This is a genomic window from Trinickia sp. Z7, from assembly GCF_056498045.1.
Genome location: NZ_JAUEQW010000009.1, coordinates 85,516 through 103,442, shown reverse-complemented (window position 1 = coordinate 103,442; position 17,927 = coordinate 85,516). Strand labels below are relative to the sequence as shown.

At 56.1% G+C, this 17,927-nt stretch carries 17 protein-coding genes; 5 read left to right on the top strand and 12 right to left on the bottom strand.

Annotated features, from left to right (window positions below):
• Positions 1-42: 42 nt before the first annotated feature.
• Positions 43-375, top strand: a complete 333-nt coding sequence (locus QQS38_RS16790) for a hypothetical protein (protein WP_479646503.1) — start codon at positions 43-45, stop codon at positions 373-375.
• Between the two features lie 95 nt (positions 376-470).
• On the opposite strand, the gene QQS38_RS16785 is transcribed toward QQS38_RS16790, so the two are convergent.
• From QQS38_RS16785 to QQS38_RS16750, 8 genes are all read right to left on the bottom strand, one after another.
• The gene (locus QQS38_RS16785) at positions 471-671 is read right to left on the bottom strand and encodes a hypothetical protein (RefSeq protein ID WP_479646502.1); all 201 of its coding nucleotides are present in this window, start codon (positions 669-671) and stop codon (positions 471-473) included.
• Positions 672-766: 95 nt separating this feature from the next.
• On the bottom strand, positions 767-4,699 hold the full coding sequence (locus QQS38_RS16780; protein ID WP_479646501.1) for an SIR2 family protein: 3,933 nt from the start codon (positions 4,697-4,699) through the stop codon (positions 767-769).
• Positions 4,700-4,786: 87 nt separating this feature from the next.
• Entirely contained in the window at positions 4,787-7,123 is a 2,337-nt protein-coding gene (locus QQS38_RS16775) for an AAA family ATPase (RefSeq protein WP_479646500.1), read from the bottom strand.
• Between the two features lie 104 nt (positions 7,124-7,227).
• Positions 7,228-7,446 carry an HNH endonuclease gene (locus tag QQS38_RS16770; RefSeq protein WP_479646596.1) on the bottom strand — a complete coding sequence of 73 codons (219 nt, stop codon included), beginning with the start codon at positions 7,444-7,446 and terminating at the stop codon, positions 7,228-7,230.
• Positions 7,349-8,359, bottom strand: a complete 1,011-nt coding sequence (locus QQS38_RS16765; protein WP_479646600.1) for a hypothetical protein — start codon at positions 8,357-8,359, stop codon at positions 7,349-7,351. The genes QQS38_RS16770 and QQS38_RS16765 overlap by 98 nt, the downstream gene beginning before the upstream one ends.
• A gap of 984 nt (positions 8,360-9,343) precedes the next feature.
• Positions 9,344-9,553: a competence protein CoiA family protein gene (locus QQS38_RS16760; RefSeq protein WP_479646499.1), complete on the bottom strand. Its 210-nt coding sequence runs from the start codon at positions 9,551-9,553 to the stop codon at positions 9,344-9,346.
• Positions 9,554-9,690: 137 nt separating this feature from the next.
• Complete coding sequence (locus QQS38_RS16755; protein ID WP_479646498.1) at positions 9,691-10,233, bottom strand: hypothetical protein; 543 nt, start codon at positions 10,231-10,233, stop codon at positions 9,691-9,693.
• A 128-nt stretch (positions 10,234-10,361) separates the two neighbouring features.
• The gene (locus QQS38_RS16750) at positions 10,362-10,874 is read right to left on the bottom strand and encodes an H-NS family nucleoid-associated regulatory protein (RefSeq protein WP_479646497.1); all 513 of its coding nucleotides are present in this window, start codon (positions 10,872-10,874) and stop codon (positions 10,362-10,364) included.
• A 205-nt stretch (positions 10,875-11,079) separates the two neighbouring features.
• Between QQS38_RS16750 and QQS38_RS16745 the strand changes: the two genes are divergently transcribed.
• Entirely contained in the window at positions 11,080-11,238 is a 159-nt protein-coding gene (locus QQS38_RS16745) for a PAAR domain-containing protein (protein ID WP_479646496.1), read from the top strand.
• A 717-nt stretch (positions 11,239-11,955) separates the two neighbouring features.
• On the opposite strand, the gene QQS38_RS16740 is transcribed toward QQS38_RS16745, so the two are convergent.
• From QQS38_RS16740 to metC, 4 genes are read right to left on the bottom strand one after another with little or no spacing between them, the layout of a single operon-like run.
• Positions 11,956-12,726 carry an amino acid ABC transporter ATP-binding protein gene (locus QQS38_RS16740; RefSeq protein WP_479646495.1) on the bottom strand — a complete coding sequence of 257 codons (771 nt, stop codon included), beginning with the start codon at positions 12,724-12,726 and terminating at the stop codon, positions 11,956-11,958.
• Entirely contained in the window at positions 12,723-13,373 is a 651-nt protein-coding gene (locus QQS38_RS16735; RefSeq protein WP_479646494.1) for an amino acid ABC transporter permease, read from the bottom strand. Before QQS38_RS16735 ends, QQS38_RS16740 begins: the two co-directional genes overlap by 4 nt.
• A gap of 3 nt (positions 13,374-13,376) precedes the next feature.
• The gene (locus tag QQS38_RS16730; protein ID WP_479646493.1) at positions 13,377-14,213 is read right to left on the bottom strand and encodes an ABC transporter substrate-binding protein; all 837 of its coding nucleotides are present in this window, start codon (positions 14,211-14,213) and stop codon (positions 13,377-13,379) included.
• Positions 14,214-14,233: 20 nt separating this feature from the next.
• Positions 14,234-15,406: a cystathionine beta-lyase gene (gene metC / locus QQS38_RS16725; RefSeq protein WP_479646492.1), complete on the bottom strand. Its 1,173-nt coding sequence runs from the start codon at positions 15,404-15,406 to the stop codon at positions 14,234-14,236.
• Positions 15,407-15,508: 102 nt separating this feature from the next.
• Here metC and QQS38_RS16720 point away from each other — a divergent pair, with 102 nt between their 5' ends.
• From QQS38_RS16720 to QQS38_RS16710, 3 genes are all read left to right on the top strand, one after another.
• Positions 15,509-16,474 (top strand): LysR substrate-binding domain-containing protein, encoded by a 966-nt coding sequence (locus QQS38_RS16720; protein ID WP_479646491.1) that lies wholly within the window; start codon positions 15,509-15,511, stop codon positions 16,472-16,474.
• A 303-nt stretch (positions 16,475-16,777) separates the two neighbouring features.
• Positions 16,778-17,335, top strand: a complete 558-nt coding sequence (locus QQS38_RS16715) for a cytochrome b (protein ID WP_479646490.1) — start codon at positions 16,778-16,780, stop codon at positions 17,333-17,335.
• Positions 17,336-17,359: 24 nt separating this feature from the next.
• Positions 17,360-17,860: a hypothetical protein gene (locus QQS38_RS16710; protein WP_479646489.1), complete on the top strand. Its 501-nt coding sequence runs from the start codon at positions 17,360-17,362 to the stop codon at positions 17,858-17,860.
• Positions 17,861-17,927 lie beyond the last annotated feature (67 nt).

Genomic DNA, 17,927 nt, shown 5'->3' with positions numbered 1-17,927 from the left:
GTACGATGGCGGCCAGTGCATGGTGAGAATTCGGGGGTAGCAATGAAGTCGTCTTCTGGGCAGCACGTCGCATTGGACGTGGAAGCAATGGCGACTTTATCCGAGTACTTGGAGCTTGCCCTGGATAGAGGCGGGCACCTCATCATGGTGAAAAGCCAAAGCAGCGGCAGCTGCACGCTGTACGTCGGCGACGAAACCACGTCGGACGAGGACCTGCCTAAGTGCGGCGCGATTCAGAGCGACCTCGCTGACGCCATTCTCGAATCGACGGAGTCTGGTCTCAACGAACTGAGCATCAACGGAGAAGCGTATCGATTCATGCGGTTCTTCACCGAGGTCGGTCATCAAGGCGCAGTGGTGTTCGCGGCAGTCTAGCCGCTATGGAGGCTTGATGGACTGCGTGCAAGGGTAGACGAAGCACCCGTGTCGACCGATGTCTGCTTGCCGCACGGACGCGGCGACGGACGAATTCAACGGTGGCCGTCAACCCGTGCTCGGCACCGGTTAAGGCCGGCCAATTGCGCTTGGTCCTCGCTCTCGAAGCTGCCCAGCACACCGGACGCCTCAACTAGCTCGTTGTTTCGGGTAACGGTGCCGCTGGCGGCGTATTCGCCGCCTTGCCGGATAGCATGTCCCCAAAGCGAATAGCCTTTGTAGGCTTCGGCGTCCATCAGTGAGCTACCCCCGGACTTGTGAGCTGGCACTCTCTCCGTCCCCTATGCTGACACTGCTCGCCCGCAAAGGGGCAAACGGATGAACGCACACCTCAAGACCCGTACGGTCGCAACCGCTTCTCAACGAATTCCTGACCGAAAATGCGGACATCGAGCAAAGCATCCATGCGGACAAGAGCCATCGCTTGCTTCCAGTTTTCGCTTTCTCGGACGCCGACAACCTGTTGCCCCAGTGCCGCCAAACAAGCTGCAGCCGCCTGTCGCATTCCAGGACGACCTTCGAATTCCACGATATCCTCGCCCGGTTCGCAGTCGGAGAACTGCAACATCAAACTTAGAAGCTCGGCGGCAAGTCGATGTGCCTGTTGTTGAAAGTGTACGGCGGCGCCGAGCCGAAGGAGCTCGGCAATATGCTCGAGAGCGAGCCGCGTGTGCGGTCGGATTCGCCACCCCAAGACCTCGACCAGAAATGCGGCGTAGCATCGAGAGCCAATTGTTGGCAACGAAAGGCGCAGCAACCAGAACCCCGCTGCGTTCAATCCGATACTGATTGCCTGCGCATCCTCGCCGTGCCGAACGGCGTTGGCGGTCATCTGAATGACGACGTCCTCGTGCTCCGGCCACCACGAAAGTCCAGTGAACAGCAGGGGGACGAGAGCTGTTCTTAGCTGCAATCCGGCGGACCACATCTCGGCAAGCCAACCAGACAAGTCCAATGCATCCGCTTCGGTCTTCGACAGATTTGGCGCGAGAATTCGATGTACAGCGTGTGCCATGAGAGTCAATCGATTGACGACTATCCGTGCGACAAACTGTTCGTTCGGCTTGCCTGAGTATTTGTCGGTCAAGGCTCGTCCTTCGGTTTCCCACCATGTCCGCAGCTTCAACATCACTGTCGAGGCGTCATTGGATGACCACAAGAATCGAACATTGCGATTTCCGGTCAGCAGGATGTTTCCAAGAAGCGATTCCCTTGTACCTCCGATTGACTGCTGCGGCTTGCCGTCTAGGTCGGGGGCGGTCGTGACAAGATTCGGAAATGGTTCGTTCATCAGCCATTTCCTAAATGACGACTCAACATCCACTCCTGGTGACGAAGGCCACACTAGCACAGCACCACGATAGAAGCCGACATAGGTCGGGAGAGTGTTGCTAGGAATGTTCATCCATGCGAATTCGGCGAACGCTCGTTCCTGGTCCGCAGACATCGCGCCGTTGCGCCAAAGCCAGTCGAGCCGTTCCAAATGAAAGGCTTTCGCATCTTCATCGTCCGCTATCGCCTGGCGAGATTGGGCTAGGATTACGTCGACTGCCTCCGAGCATCCCGGCTCCGCTGATATTCCATCCAATTCATAAGGAAGAGACGCGACGGCAGTCGGCCAGTCACGGAATCGCTTTAGTAAAGCCGAGTCGGGGTTTAGCTTGAGCAAGTCAAGACTGCGTTTTTGCAGCGTTTCCGACGCCAGCAGTTCCACCACTCGCTTGAAAAATCTTGCGAATGCTCTGTGCAAGTCTGTGTTCTCACGAAGCGCTTCGCTCGCATGCCAACCCATTGCATGCTGGATGGCACCATCGGCCTCTGCGCTGCCTAACCTCAGTAGCACCCTTGACGCTAGCTCCAAATAAAACCGAACTGACGTCTTGGTTCGACGGTCCCAGCCCCTCGACGAGCGATTCATGCATGCATTCACTTCGCGAATCGAAAGTTGGTAAAGCTGCATGGCCCGCTGTTCGCTCAGGCGCGCGACTTGGGCGCGCGTTAGCGGCTCCAGTGATGTGTATACACTGCCGCCATTGGCTCGAGTGAGATATCGGAGACACGTGGATATGGGGCATACAAACGATAGAACTCTGAAACTCGAGACTAGATGTCCGCCAGATAGCAACACGGGACCGACAGCCGGCACATAGCCTACTTCCTCTGTCAGCCGGACGTATGCTCTCGCAGCCAACACAGCATCGCGGTCGAGGGGCACGTTCCATCGCTTTTCAGCAACAACACGTGAGTCGAATTCGATGGATAGCGTTTCGAGTACATCCGACGATTTCTCGATTTCGCGGGAGAGAAGGTCCAGTTGCACATGGGGATGCTCAATATGGTCCCGCGCATTTTCGTCACGATAGATGTTCTCTTCGTTCTCTCGTCTTGTCGAGTGGACTTCCTCTCGAAGAATCAGGTCATGCAGCGTCACGTCCGGTGTTCGGGCGTGTTGCTCCGTGCCTTGGTTCGGCGGTGGCCCCATCGCAACCTTGCGAGCCGCTTCTTGTTCTGCCGCGTCGACGGCGGCTGACATTGCGCTTAATACACGCTCAGCCCAGTGCTCTCGGGACACTAGAGCGAGGGCTTCTCCTTGGGCCTGTATGGCCTCCCGGATTTGATGTAGACCATTTCGAACAATTTCTCGTCCGCGCCGAATTACACCGAGTTCTCCGAAGACTGCTCCGACCCGAATCCTCCAGTACAAGTCAGCGCGTTCAGCGCTAACCTCCAGTTTCTTCAGGACCTCCATCGCCCGTTCGGGGGCCAGTCGCTCAATATGGAATAGCACCTCCTCATAGAGTGCTTGGCAAGTTACCTCCGGGTTCCACGCGTGCGCCGGCAAGCTCTCAAGCTCACGTTGCCACTTGTAAAATTTCTCGTTATCACCGCGTTGTCTCGCGCTCTTCAATACCGCGACGGTAAGGTAGCCTCGGATGAACCCGAGTTCGTCTTCCCAAGGCTCTAAATCTGTCTTGTCAACGCCCTCAACCGCTTGAGATTCGCTGTGGACGGTCGACTTCGCTTCCAGCGCTTGCTCAATATCGATGGCGCGCAGTTCATCTATGTCCTCAAGGGCGACGCTAAGTATCCACGCGACCTCGAACAAAAGAACAAGCCGGAATGTCGGCGATAATTCGCTTGCTAGCTTGCGGTAGCTCATCGTTGTAATTGGCAATCCGGACCATTGTTTCAGTCTTTCTCGGTTGCGCTCGGGGGCAATGAACCACCCGGGATATTTCTCTCTATTGGACTTAGAGAAACGGGCCCAAGCAAGCAACTCCTGGCCGCTAAAGTTCAGCCCTTTGGGTGTGGGAGGGGAGTCATACGGCCAAAGTGCTCGACGGGGGACGGCCTGTGGCGTCCAAAACTGGAAGAGCTTCTCGAAGGCCTGAACATAGTCAATCTGTCCTTCCTTCTTGCCAAGGTCTTCGATTGGAATCGGGAAGATGTTACGCCGCTCAAGAATGAGCCGCTGGCCGTCCGGAACCGCAGCTACGGTGATGAGGTAAATCGGTGGCGTCTGCGCGCCGAGACGGTCTCTTACCCATCCGGTCCACTGAAGAAAGTTCGGGTCATCTCCAGAGAACCCGATGAGACAGAATACGTTTTCCAGCATTGCCTGCTGAACGGTATTCATGAACGGAGCAAACCGACTAGGGTAGCACCGGTAGTCTTCTTCCGTAAGAATTAAAGGAGAGCCGCTGCGTAGACTGCCGTGCAGTTTGACAACACGCGGCCTCCCATTGCTTTTCGAAAAGGGAACCTCTTGGGCTGCAACCACCACTTGATATCGTCGCTTGATTTCTGGGATGAACTCGCCTCGGTCTAAGTCAAGTGCCCGCTCCAGGAGCGTGTCATAGTTCGTCGTATAGACATCAGCCCAAGGCAATGACAGAAGCTTGGTATGAAGTCGTCCCGGATTGATGACACCCGCGTCTGGCAGTAGTTGATGGAGTCGTGCATCGAGCTGCGCTCGGCCTCGCGCTACTGCGTATTCTTCCGCCAACCGGAGCATGCCGCTGATGCCACCGAATCGCTCGGCAGCCATACGTCTCGAGTCAACCGATGGATACAGGTCTGCGAGCAGCGCGTCCATCAGCATGGACCAAGTTGGCAGCCGATTCCCGTGCTCCGCATTGCGACTAAAACCGGCGCCGACCATCACAGCCGCATGACCACTTTCCAAAGCTTCTCGAATCCTATAGAGATGTACGCCGTTGGGAATCTGTTCGATAACTTCTTGTACGGTTGAATCGTCTCTCATTCCCTTGCTCTTCAACATTAAATAGGGGGCTCGCAGTGCATGGCGAATCGTCGCTTATAGCTGCGGCCAAACCAGCTGGTAAAGTCGTTATGCGGACAGCGCTTGCCTCATCCTTCCAAAGTGTTCCGGGTCACACTTCTCTATGAGTTCGAGCAGGTCCTTGATTACATCCGGTGCTTCCGAGAGAGCGGAGGCGTCGTCATGTCCGTCCGCGATTTGTTCGTTGTGGGAGTGAGTATCGAGAAACCGCAGAATGCGTGTTTTCTTGTGGTCGTCGAAATCGACAGCTTCGAGCCTTGCGTGCAGCGTATCCTCGTTGGGAATCTTGAAGACTAAGAACGCTTCCAACAACCGCCTCGCCAAGTTCGGCAGTTCGTAGTACGTTTCCAGAGGGCCACCTCCTGGAGACGCACTCGCGTCTACGATTCTCTTGAAGAGATAGTGATACTCCGATTCGTACTTCCTCAGGAAAGGGTCCATCGCTTCAATAGCAGAGCTCCGATGACCTCCAACGTAGGATGCGCGCAGCATGTAAAAGTGAGCGGGAAACCCCTGCTTTCCTCTTCCCCGGTTCATATGTCCGAACCAGTTCCGAATCTGTCGTAGAAAGGTGTAGTTGTGAGTTAGCACGAACAACTGACCGGCATCGCACAGCCGGCGTTTCATGAAACCGAACGCGCTGTAAAGAGCGTTTGAGTCGAGACTCGAAATGGGGTCGTCCACAACTACGATGCCGTTCTTCAAGTCGAACGACCGGTCTTGAAGCGACTTCAGAAAGTAGAGGAATGCAATCGCGGTTCGCTCGCCTTCGCTGAGATTTGTCGCCGCGTTACCTCGTCGGACCAATCTGTAACCTGTAGACTCGACTGAGACCTGAATGTCGTCGTGCCCTAGATACGCACGCAGTTCGCGATTGAGTTCATCCGCTGGCTCCTGGTGTTCTAGGATGTCTGCCTCCAGCATACGAATCTCCCTCTCGGCGTTCGCCTTCGCTTGGTAGGACGAGACGCGAGCATTCGTGGCCGATTCTAGTTCCCGCTGCTTCTCGTGCCATTCCGGTAAAGCGACGGCTAGCTCGTGGTCGTGTAGTCTTTCGCGAGCGGCCTTAACCTTCTTCTCGAAAGAGCGAGTCTTCGCGTTGTGCCGCTCGACAATCTGTTCAATTAGAGCGAATTTTTGCTTACCGACAAATTCGCTCAAGGCAGGGGCTCCTGCGCTCAGGATACGCATAACGGTGCCCAGGAGTGAAGGCTCTTCTGTCGCGACGCCGTCGCTCCCTAAGAGAAGACCCTCTAGGTCCAACGCCTCAAACACACGCGATTGCTTTACTTTCACGGCATTGGCGAGCGCCACCAAGCCTTGGCGTAGGCTGTAGAGGTTGAGTTCATAGCTTTTACGCTCCGACTCAAAATCGGAACGGAGTTCGGGATATAAATCTTTGCCGTCGAGGAGATTAGTCTGCTCAAGTTGTTTGGCTGCGCTCTCTATACGTCCGGCCAAATTCTCAAGGTCCTGAGTGAATCGTCTGAATTCGTCGTTGAAGTGGGCCTCAAGCCGCCGAAGGCGGTCCGCGGGCAGCGGCTGTTCACAAAACTTGCATGTTGCGGCGACCCCGCCATGCGTGTGGATTGCGAGCCCGCCGCGAACCCAATCACTAATCGCAGGGCTTGCAGCGAGTTCATCAATGACGTTCGATACAACCGTTCTCGACAGCGCTTCTCGGACGTCGTTTCGGAGGCCCAAAACGTCCGGAATGTTGACGGGATAAAGCTCGACAGTCGGTAGAGGCGTGGCATCCTTCAAAGTGAGCAAGGTCTCTCGCGCTTTCACATCCAGTTCGGGCGTTGGCGCTTGACCGAAACGCGACATTCTCTCCTTGAAGTCGGCCGCATTGTAGTTGTTGAATGCTCCGCCTGGAGCGACCAGCAGATTCTTGATAGCACGCGCGGTGTTTGTTGCATAGTCGTTGACCACCTTCTGTGCATGCGTTTCGTCCTCGGATGCCTTTGCAGCGACGACAACCAGATTAGGCAACTCTGATTTCAGTGCGTCTATTTGACGTTGCTTTTCCGCGCTGTCCTCGCCGAATACGTAGACGGGGGGGAGCTGGCTAGCTGTTCCACTGCTACTCTCGAAGACGTTTCGCGCGGCCGTCTCTCGGTTAAACACGCGGACTGCCGGCAAGGCGGTTGAACCTAGCTTCTTGCCCGAAACCTCCACACCATCGAAAACGAAATCTACTTCTCCTTCCTGGATATCCGTCGATGTTTGGATGGCTCTGAGAATGCCAGACAGCGTGGTCTTCCCAGAGCCGTTCCAGCCATAGATAAGATTGAACCGACCGAAATCTTCGAGACCTCTTGGCCACACGTAGTCCTTGAAGATGCGGTGCTCGCGAATCTTTGCAAAGCGTTCCAGCTTCATCGTCTTCCCTGTAACAGCGCTCAATGCGGCGCTAGTGGTTCTCTGCGCATGGGTTAAGGCATGCGGCGTAAGCTTCAGCGCGGCTCAATTCTTCTCTCACGTCGCTATTTCCGAAATACGTGTTCACGATGGCAGCGCAAGTATGGGTGTATGTCGGCAAATGTCCGATTGACTAGTCGCGCGTGCTTGTCAATGCTAAGTGTTCTCGCAACCCCATTCTTGAGGTCATCGCTCAAGATGATTTTGAAATCGACATCGAACGTTATGAGCCCTCTGTCGAACAGCTTGTCGATGTTGGGTATAAGCAGGAGACCGTTCGCCACGTCCAGTCGCGCGCGCTCTCTCACATCTGCTCCACGGCTTGATGTGACTTGCAACTAGGAGTTCGAGATGCCTGCAGCCCGTCAACGAGCATCCGCCCCAGCGGTTGATTAGGCTATCGCGAAACGGACCTTGACCGACGCGAGTTTTGATGAGCGCGTCCCGTTCAGTATCATCGAGCGATTCAATAAATCTGAGAAACGCCGGGTCGCCGGCTGGGTCGATGATTTGCTCATCCGACAGGGAGCCGTCGGGCGGACGTTCTTCACCCCGCACCAGCGTGAAATCGCCGGATTCAGCATCGAACTCATGTACATACCAGCACTCGATGTCAAGCGACCTGGCCGGCACAATCGAGGCCTTGTCGGCTGAGTCCTCCAGCGCGACCTCTTTGCCATCGACCAATATGAGATGGATTCGGCGCTTCCTGGCAAACGCATCATACACAGCTCGCTGCAATTGGCGCGCGGGAGAAATCTTGGATTTGAAGCGGCGCAGTCCATCACTCCCGGAGCGCGTTCCCGCCAGTGCGATGAGCCGCCGCTGGTAGATTTCTTCGTTGCCCCGATACACGGGCGGCGCCGCGGCCCAGTCTATGTGGTCATACCACAAGCACAGTACGATTGGCTCGGCCTGGTTCCCGACATAGGCCCACCGCGTGTTTCTCCGGATGTTGTCATTGGGGTTCTCACGAGCCTCGCCGTCCTTTGTAAAGGCCCAGTCGCCCACATCAATGCCAGCCAGTTCCAGCAGCTTTCTCACTGGCCGCTTTTCGGCAGGCCGCGCAGGCACCGAGATATCCCCGAACTTGTTCAAAGCATTCCCCGTTAGTGCGTCAATTCGGCGGTTGTCAGCGACGCACGTCATCGGTGAGTTCGCGCCGCGCGGACGACGCATCGACAGTTGGTGGTCCACCGAGATAGTACCGATGGTGCTCCGCCCTTATTCTGCGATGCGGATAGTCGCTCTGTAAAAATCGCTTGCAAGACCTTTATTATTGTACGGAACTTGATAGCGGCAATGCTGCAACGCAACAACAACTGACGCGTTCACCGATGGCTATGGGGCAGCGGCCCGTTGCTGACTGCTTCCGTGAACACGTCCGGGTTGGTTCGAACATGAGTTACCGCGCGAACATCTGCGTATCCAAGAGAGACAAGGGATGGTGAAAATCGCCAAGAACGACATCTTGGGAGCGCGCGCTTCCAATGCCGGGGACCGGTTTCACGAATTGTGGGCACTTCGTAAGGCGCTCGCGCTGTTGCAGCGGGGGAGCTCGGCGTCGGTGCGGGAAGGTCGCTCACCTCCACGCTCTTTACTTCAACGGTGCTGAATTTCGAGCCGTGCCCCAGCACGGTGGCATCACATTGCGGGGCATATCCATATAAGTGGCGGCCAGCCCCCCGCCGCCTTCGCGTAGGCAAGCTTGAGCCCGCTCGTAGTGTCATTGCAGTGGCGGGAGAATACATTCATCCACGCAGGCGGGGAGCGCCAATCCTGGCTTTGGTGCCAGTGATAGGGGCGATGACCCCCGAGGTCCAGCGTAGTCGCGAAGAATGAATATGGGACGACCACTTCGGAGCCGCACATACAAGTTCGAACTAGCGGATGAACCGCGTAGTGCAGGTGGAATCGCCTTGCGCTTGCTGCGGCACCCAACTTTAGTTCTCGATGTAACGCGCAGTGCACGAAGATAGCCAGGTCTAGCCAGGCATCCCCTAGCGTCGACGGCACCCACTTCTCCTTCGGTGGGGAAATGAGCCCCTCGCCCCCGCTGCGCGTACTCGACGGCCGGAGCTGAAACGCCGGCGCCTTTTCGGATGGTTCGTACGTCGGACGACGTAGCAACCACAATCCCCGAACCTTGCAATCCGTATAGCGTTGCTGGGGCAGCAGCGTCTATGCCCGCGTTTGGCTGCTCCATTGCACCTCGAACGCTAGTCTGACGGCTCCTTTTGTAAAAAGCACGTCCGCCCGCCAGCGTCCCTGCTCGTCGTCTAATTCTGTTTCCGCGTGCCAACCCACTCCACGTGCGGCCTGAACGATAACCGCCTTTGCCCGCAGATGCTCTAGCGTCTCTCCTTCATAGGAGAGACACTTCAACGGCATCAGCGATTTGACGAAGACAGGAGAGTTGCCATTCTAGGCCGGCTTTTCTATGCGCAATAGCTCCAGTGAAAGCATGCACCGATGGTCTGCCCACTGGCGCTGGGATTGCGCGAAGAGCCGCATATCGCTCGCGCGACTCAGTTTGGCGGCGCTTCCTCTGCCTTCGGCGCGCCCCATTCAATCAATTGCTCTTTCGGCCAGGACTGAGCCCAGTCCAGAGCAGCCGGTTCGCCAGCGAGGTAATGCTGGATGAGGTCCCAGCGGTTCTTTGTCAATGCCTCAATCTCTTCAGTAGCGGGCAGAAAGTACAAAAACATCGACCAGTCGGGCTTCACAAATTCGGCGACCCACCGTGATGGAATGAAGAACACGTCCGGTTGGCTCGTCACGTCACCCTTGAAATCCAGGAAGGCGTAGAGGAACGATTCGGCATATTTTCCTATTACTGCGCTCCCAACGTACCACTCGTAACCAACCTTTCCGTATTTCTTCTTCTTCGCGTTCGACGCTGTCTTGACCTGAATCGACATGGTCCGCCGACCATCGCTGGAGGAAGCAAGCACGTCCACGCTAGGCGCATTCCCGAGCATCAGACTAACGTTTATGTGCCGCGCGGCGAGGGCGTACGATAGATAAAACTGCCCAGCAGCTCCGATGAATTGCGATTTTGCAAGTGCCATCTATTAGGTGGTCCTAAACAAAAAGCGAGCCATGCTTTCTGCGCTGAGTGGCTAGCTTGCGGCTCATTCGCCCCAGCAGGCGGCCATGCCCGCTTGTACGTCGGTGATTTACGTTGTACTTGCACGCCTTACGAAGCAGTTGCGATTAGGAATTTCGTGCGGTCCTTGACATTCGCTAGCCAGGCGGGCGCGGGTCCACGTCCCGACCACGTGGCGCCACTCTCAGGGTCACGATATTTCGCTGGCTGCGGACCGCGAGCATAGTTGCCCGGTCGTTTCTTCGCTTTGCTTCCAGTCGCCACCGACGCCGTCGTTGCATTGCCATCAACAAGAAACCGGTCGCGATTCCTAGCGCTTGCAATCCATGCCGGCGCCCGACCGCGTCCTGACCACGTTGCGCCAGTCTTCGGGTCCATGTATTTCGCCGTAACAACCGCAGTGACGGCAGCCGCCTTCTTACTACCTCTTGCTCCGCGCTTCTTGCCACCGAGGTAAGCCTCGATGTCGGCAACCGAAATTCCGCTCTCCTTCATGAGCGCGACGATGCGGTCGAGCGTAGCCGAGGCCTTCTTGGCTCTCATCGCTTCGGCTTGTTCTTGCAGGCGGCGAATCTTCGTCTCGATTGCTTCCAGGGTGGGCATGGGCTGCTCCAGAAAAGATGAATTGGATGCACTATGCCACGGCTTCACGGCGTAATCCAGCGAGCGAGCCCACCCCATCAATTCGCGCCTCCAGAACAGGCCATGCCCTCAGCGCAAGCTGCTATTTGAAGGTCCGAGCTCGTATGTGCCAATTGCCACGCGGAGTTGGATATAATCCCGCTAAAAAGAATCGGTGGGCCAACTTATGAGCTTCGGATTCGCCCGTGTCGATGACGAGACCGACCACGGTGGAAAGATTATTTCCGGTAACGGCAAGGACTTCTACGGCAAGAAGCTCGCGCAGGTGGGCGACCTAACCGTATGCCCGAAGTGCAGAGGCATATTTCTTTGGCATTTGGCCTAAAGCGCTTCAGTGGGACGGGCCGAAAGAATGGTCGCCGCCGATTTCTTGCTGAGAGAAATTGGTTGCGAGGATATGCTTATCAGCTTCATGCGTCGCTAGCAGCTTGGATGCGTCTCCCGCCGGACGGCGAGCTACCTCTGGAAGTTGCTGAAGACTACGCAGAGCTACTTACCTCGCCCGACAAGGCCGAGCATATTCTCCGTGCAGTACAGGTCAAAGACACCCGAGAGGCCGGCCCCGTGTAGGTCCGTATTTCTACATCGGCGCTAACATGTAGCACCACTTTTCTCACGCTTTCTCAAGACATTTGAGAATCTTCCTGGAGACTCTGGTCCCCGAAATACTGTATTTCCCGCGGAAAGTGCAGTATTCGGGAAGCCTCGTCGCACAGGGCGTAGCAGGGAGCGGAAGGTCCGCACATACAGCCTGGATTATCGTCCAGCTAGCCTTGAGACGCCGGGCAGAATGGCTACGATAGCTCCTTGAGTCGAACAGTTGACCGACTCAGGAAAAGGCGGGATTCTTCTCAACCAAGGGGCATTATCGAAAGACAGGGCGAACATTAGGAAGAAATGATGAGGCGTAGAGGGATGAGTAAAAGGTCCTACTGCGTCGGTGCACCTGCACAACGAGTCCTGGCTGCGCCACTCCGAGAAGCCTCTTTCGCGCGCCGCACAATTCTTAAAACGAGATGCGTTCAAGGTCGATGTTTTCGGGCTAGGTCTCAATTAAATTCAAAAATTGACGCACGCGAGGATTGCTCTCTGCTCCGAAAAACGCTGTAGGAGCGGCATCCTCGACAACGGCGCCGCCGTCCATGAAGACAATGCGGTCCGCGACGTCACGTGCAAATCGAATCTCGTGGGTAACAACGAGCATGGTCATGCCCTTTTCAGCTAGGTCCCGCATGACGCGAAGCACGTCTTCCCTGAGAGATGGGTCAAGAGCAGAAGTGGGCTCATCAAACAGAATCACCTCGGGCTCCATCGCCAGTGCGCGAGCGATGGCAACACGCTGCTTCTGTCCGCCCGAAAGGCGACCAGGGTATTCGCCCGCTTTAGCGGCAAGGCCTACCTGCTCCAGCAGTCGCATGCCCTGTGACGCAGCCTCGGTCTTCGTCATCCCCTTGACGCTAACGGGCCCCTCCATGACATTCTGCAGCGATGTCATGTGTGGGTAGAGGTTGAAGGATTGGAAAACCATGGCGGTTCGCTGACGAATCGCACGGATGGCTTTCTGCGTGTCACGAGTAGGCTTGCGTAATCCCGTGCAATCGACACCGACGCCGCAAATGCAGACTGTTCCGGCGTCGGGCTTCTCAAGGAAATTCAGCGAACGTAGGAGAGTCGTTTTTCCAGAGCCCGACGGGCCCATGATGACGACCACTTCTCCTCGCGACACTTCGAAATCGACGCCGCGGAGTACGTGATTGTCTCCGAAGCGCTTCTGCAAGCCACGTACTTCGACGGTTTTGGATTGTTCGTTCATACGTACCGCCTTGATACACGGCTTTCAAGAATCGTTTGAGCGATGGTTAGCAGTTGATTTATCACCCAGTAGATGAGACCAACCATCAGGAACATCTCCATGTATCGGAAGGTTGACGCTCCTACCTGGTCCGCAACACGCGTGAGTTCCACCACGGTAATCGTCGATGCGAGCGACGTGTCCTTGATAAGCGCAATCAGCCGGCTTCCGACGGATGGAATGGCGATTCGAAGCCCTTGGGGCAGGATGATTCTCGACATCGTTTTCGAGTAGCTCATGCCCGTAGATGCTGCAGCTTCCCACTGCCCCTTGTCAACCGCGCTGATTCCCGAGCGGAAGTTCTCGCTCAGGTACGCCGCTGAAAATAACGTCAACGCCAGCAGTGCCGCTGGCACCGGGTCCAGCGTGATTCCGTATCGGGGCAGCCCGAAATAGATAAGCAGGATTTGTACGAGCAGTGGCGTCCCGCGGAAGATTGACACATACGCAAAGGCAAACCCGCGAAGGGCACGTACGCTTGAAATCCGGCACAAGGCAACGAGCAATCCGAGCGCAGAGCCAAGCACGAACGACGAAAGGCCAAGAAAGACTGTCATCAATACTGCGCTCTTCAGTAGAGGTAATGAGCGCTCGAAAAGCTCCAGCATGGCTTACTCCTTCTGTTCCTTTGCCTTTGCGATAGTGCCAACCATGTCGAAATCCGGCCCAACCCACTTCTTCGAAAGCGCTTCAAGCGTACCGTCGGCGACCATGCCTGCAATCGCCTTGTTGACGGCAGTGCGGAGTGCCGGTTGGCCCTTCACCATCGCAGGAGCGGAAAGCTGATAGATGAGGGGCTCACCGACTTCTTTGACCGGCAGGTGATTGACATTCGCGTATTTCATTCCGCCAAAATGGGAAATGATGACAGCGTCGATACGGCCACTACCAAGGTCGTTGAACACGAGACCACCGTTGTCGTAGCTGCGGATGTCCGAGTCCCTGAGATGCGCCCGCGACCATGATTCGTTACTGGAACCAGTCGTGACGCCCACACGCTTTCCTTTCAGGTCCGCGCGGCTACGAATGTTACCGTTGTCGCTGCGCACAAAAATTCGGAACTCTTCGACACCGTACGGGTCGCCGAAGTCGACCTGCTTTTCCCGCTCCGCTGTAGGCGTGAGGTCGTTCATCACGATGTCGTATTTGTCGGCCTTGAGGCCCTCGACAAAGTTTTTGAACGAGTCGGCGACGAACACGACATTCGGAATGCCAATTCGTTTTCCAACCTCTTTCGCTACTGCGACGTCGTAGCCTGCAGGTTGATTCTTGTCGTCCAGCAAGCTCCACGGCGGACTGCTCTGAGTGTTGGCAACGCGCAGGGTCTTGTTCGCTTTCGCCTGCGCAAGCACGTCCGCGGCGAGCGCATTGCCTGTCGTGATACCGCATACGCAGATGGCGGCGGCCGTTATCAAAAGCGCCCGCCGCAGAATCGTGGTCAATTCCATTTCTTCCGTACTCCCGTTCGTTAGGACGCTGTCGCGGCTATTTGATGCTGTCCGGAACGCGCACGACCAAATGCTTCCAGCGCGGCGTTCAGGTCATCAAGCAAAAGCTCAGTACATTCAAGTCCGATGGAAATTCTGATGACAGGACGGTTTGTCAGTGGGAAGGGACGATTCGCTTGCAGCGGGGCTGGGTAATATGCCGCAAGGCTGTGCACCCCGCCCCAGCTGGCACCGATAGCGAAGTGCTTTAGTGAGTCAAAAAATCCACTGAACGCGTCCTCGGGTGCATCTTTCAAAATCAGCGAAAAAAGGCAGCCGCTGCTCGAGAAATCGCGCTTCCAGATTGCATGGCCGGCGTCCGAGGGAAGGGCTGGGAAGAGCACCTTATCGACAAGCGGATGCTTCTCGAGGTGCTCGGCGATAAGCAGCGTCGACGTGCTCTGCGCGGCGTAACGCACCTTCAGCGTCTCGAGACCACGCATCACCAGGAAGCAATCATCCGGACTTGTCTGTTGGCCAAGAATGCTTTGGGTTTCCCGCAGCACGGCGTAATAGTCAGGATTGTTCATACTAATGCAGCCAACCAGAAGGTCCGAATGACCGCCGAAAAATTTGGTGGCCGCCTCGATGCTGAAATCAACGCCATGTTCGAGCGGCTTGAAGCCCAAAGGACTCGCCCACGTGTTGTCCATCATCGTCATCACGTTGTGCCGCTTGGCGGCGGCCACCACTGAAGGAATATCCGGCATTTCCATGGTCACCGTTCCAGGCGACTCCATGCAAATCATTCGGGTATTGGGTCGGATGAGCTCCTCGATTTCAGCTCCAATGGCTGGCGCGTAGAGCTCAACCTCGACATTGAAGTGAGCGAGCCACTTCTGCGCAAACGTTTTCAGCGCGCCATAGCAGGCAGCTGAGATGAGCAGGTGGTCACCGCCACGCACGAAGCCCATGACGGTCGTCATCAAAGCTGACTGTCCCGAAGGTGTAACCACGCAGTAGGCACCGCCTTCGAGTTCGGCAATCCGGTGTTCAAGCTCGCGTGCCGTGGGGGTACCCGTAATGCCATAGCTGTAGCCATCCGGCTGCCGCTCCTTACGCCGCGCAAAATCTGCGAGCGAATCGAACACGACCGTGGAAGCTCGCATCACAGCGGGCGAAAGGCTGCGGAACGGTTGGGTGGTACTTTTCATCGTTTGCTCGAAAGTCGTCAGGTGGTCAATCAACGATGTTCAGTTTACTTTTCGCTCGACCGTTGGCAACATCAGAAATAATTAGGTCAATAAGTTCATGTTATGAGTCTCAGGGACATTGAAGTCTTTCGTGCGGTCATGAATGCGGGAAGCACTAGCAAGGCCTCCGGTTTGCTAGGAATCTCTCAACCGGCGGTCAGTCAAGCGATTCGACGCCTCGAGGACATGGCGAACTTCAAGCTATTTGAGCGTGTACGCAGCCGGTTGATACCGACCCAGGAGGCGGTCGCACTGATGCGCGACGTCGACCGCTACTTCGTCGGGTATGAAGTCATTGAGCACCGCATCCGAAGCCTTCGCTCCTACGGGCTTGGCCGGATGTCAATCGCAACGTTTCCGGCGCTCGGCACGGGATTTCTGCCTCGGGTTATCGCGGCATTCGATGCTCCATCAAAAGACATCCAGATTTCGCTCCAGGTCATGAGCTCGCGGGAAGTGCACGAAAAAGTGTCAGCTGGCGAGGCTGATTTCGGGCTTATGTCGGACGAGATGTCGATGGCAGGCCTCGAACACTCAGAATTCGTGCGAATGGCCGGCGTCGCCGTGATGAGCGCTTCGCACCCGCTGGCAGGGTCGTCTTCAATCAATGTGAAGGACATGACGGACCGGCCGTTTGTTGCCTTGAACCCGGAAGACAGTACCCGCCTTGGGCTGGACAATCAGCTTGCTGCCCGTGACATTCGTCTCAAGCCGGTTGTTGAGACGCCTTACTCCCATACGGTATGTGAGCTTGCTCTTGCTGGGGTCGGGATTGGCATTGCTCATCCCATCGTCGCGCTCGACTTTGTCAGCCGCGGACTTGTCGTCAAGCCGGTGGATGTCGAAGTGATGTTCACGGGAATGTTGGTCTTCCGGCCCGGTACACCGCTCTCAGAAAACGTCAAAAAATTCCTCCGCCAGATGCGCGTCCAACTGGGCCATGACCAGGACGTGCTCGCACAAGCAATGAAATCGCGGGACGCGACCAAAACGCGAGCAAGCAAAGTAGTCGTTCGACAAGCCGACTAACAAAGGAAGCAACTAATTCGCTGCTTCGCCGCGCCTAAGCGCCCATCTCTTGGGTTCTCTAAGGCGCGCCTTTGCTTTTCATCCTCGCGATTTCGTGCGCCTCCGCGTCAGCCGGATGCGTGTTGGCTCGCGCAGCCACTCCGCTATCGCCTTGGCACGACTCCACGGTGGACTACCAGCAAGCCATCCTATAACAACATCTTATAGAGTTAATTTTGTCTAGCGCTTACAGTCGGCTTTTGCGCTTCTACTATCCATTCCGTCGTCCCCATCAACCAAGACGCCAACGACGGCGGAGCAGATATGTCTACGACCTCCCAAGCGCGGGTCCAGCCCACAGGCCGTACCGCTTATGACCGGGTTTCCATCGCTATCCACTGGCTCATTTTTGTCTGCGTGGTAGCGTTGTGCACCATCGGCTTTCTCTTCTACAAGCTTGAGTTCAACTCCGAGAGCTACAACTACTACTACTATTGGCACCGTTCAATTGGAGAGACAGTCTTCTTCGTCATGTTATTCGGCGTCTGGTGGCGTTTCCGCCGACCGTCGCCTCCCGAACTGGATGACATCCCCTGGCGCGCCCGTGCGGCAAAGCTAACGCAGCGCGCGCTCATCGCTCTACTCATCATCGTTCCTGCACTCAAAGTTTGGCGAGGTGCATACGGAATCGGATGGGAGTATTTCGGCCTGAAAATCCCAGCGCCGTTACCGAAGAACGTGCCAATGGGCCACTTCCTCACCGATTGGCATTACTACACGGCAATCGCTTTGATTGCGCTGTCCGTTCTCCACTCCCTGGCTGCGCTTTATCACCACTACTTCCTGAAAGATGGGCTCATCAACCGGATGAAACCCTTTTAAAAAGCACACTGCTGAGGAAAACTAATGAATAAGTATGCACCCATCGCTCGTATTGCGGTTTTCGCCGCCATGCTGAGCGCCAGCACAGCATCATTTTCGGCCGATTCCCCGACCCTCGCTTACTTCAACAAACCGGATTCACACACCGCCGTCTACCTCAAAGGTAAGGGCCCGGTGAAGGTGGCCTCGGTAGAGGTCAACCTGAAGACCGCATCCAAGGTTCTCGTTCAATTTACCAGCGGTATTGCTGACGAGAACTCCAAGGGATGCCCGTGTTCGGTACGTGCTTTCGTAACAATGGATGGCGAAGCAGCTCGGCCGGTCAAGCGCGTGAACGTCGCATCGCCGGCCGTCCAGGAAGTCGACAAATACGAGCATGACAGGCAAAACCTCGATGCCTCTACCGTGTACGAGGCATCCAAAGGGAAGCATACGTTCACGGTCACGTTCCAGAAGATGGACGGAGACACGGACGAGATTGAAGTCTACTACCCTAATGTTCAGGCAATCGCCTTTCCGGACTGATTCCACGTCACCCACCGAGACATCGACAACCACGCCGGGCTGCTCGCAGCCTAGCGCTCAAGGACAT

Coding starts and splice junctions, on each gene's coding strand:
- QQS38_RS16760 (WP_479646499.1), bottom strand. CDS start 9,553: ATGCCGTTGAAGTGTCTCTCCTATGAAGGAGAGACGCTAGAGCATCTG.
- QQS38_RS16710 (WP_479646489.1), top strand. CDS start 17,360: ATGAATAAGTATGCACCCATCGCTCGTATTGCGGTTTTCGCCGCCATG.
- QQS38_RS16745 (WP_479646496.1), top strand. CDS start 11,080: ATGAGCTTCGGATTCGCCCGTGTCGATGACGAGACCGACCACGGTGGA.
- QQS38_RS16730 (WP_479646493.1), bottom strand. CDS start 14,213: ATGGAATTGACCACGATTCTGCGGCGGGCGCTTTTGATAACGGCCGCC.
- QQS38_RS16775 (WP_479646500.1), bottom strand. CDS start 7,123: ATGAAGCTGGAACGCTTTGCAAAGATTCGCGAGCACCGCATCTTCAAG.
- QQS38_RS16785 (WP_479646502.1), bottom strand. CDS start 671: ATGGACGCCGAAGCCTACAAAGGCTATTCGCTTTGGGGACATGCTATC.
- QQS38_RS16720 (WP_479646491.1), top strand. CDS start 15,509: ATGAGTCTCAGGGACATTGAAGTCTTTCGTGCGGTCATGAATGCGGGA.
- QQS38_RS16735 (WP_479646494.1), bottom strand. CDS start 13,373: ATGCTGGAGCTTTTCGAGCGCTCATTACCTCTACTGAAGAGCGCAGTA.
- QQS38_RS16755 (WP_479646498.1), bottom strand. CDS start 10,233: ATGGCACTTGCAAAATCGCAATTCATCGGAGCTGCTGGGCAGTTTTAT.
- QQS38_RS16750 (WP_479646497.1), bottom strand. CDS start 10,874: ATGCCCACCCTGGAAGCAATCGAGACGAAGATTCGCCGCCTGCAAGAA.
- QQS38_RS16715 (WP_479646490.1), top strand. CDS start 16,778: ATGTCTACGACCTCCCAAGCGCGGGTCCAGCCCACAGGCCGTACCGCT.
- QQS38_RS16780 (WP_479646501.1), bottom strand. CDS start 4,699: ATGAGAGACGATTCAACCGTACAAGAAGTTATCGAACAGATTCCCAAC.
- metC (WP_479646492.1), bottom strand. CDS start 15,406: ATGAAAAGTACCACCCAACCGTTCCGCAGCCTTTCGCCCGCTGTGATG.
- QQS38_RS16790 (WP_479646503.1), top strand. CDS start 43: ATGAAGTCGTCTTCTGGGCAGCACGTCGCATTGGACGTGGAAGCAATG.
- QQS38_RS16740 (WP_479646495.1), bottom strand. CDS start 12,726: ATGAACGAACAATCCAAAACCGTCGAAGTACGTGGCTTGCAGAAGCGC.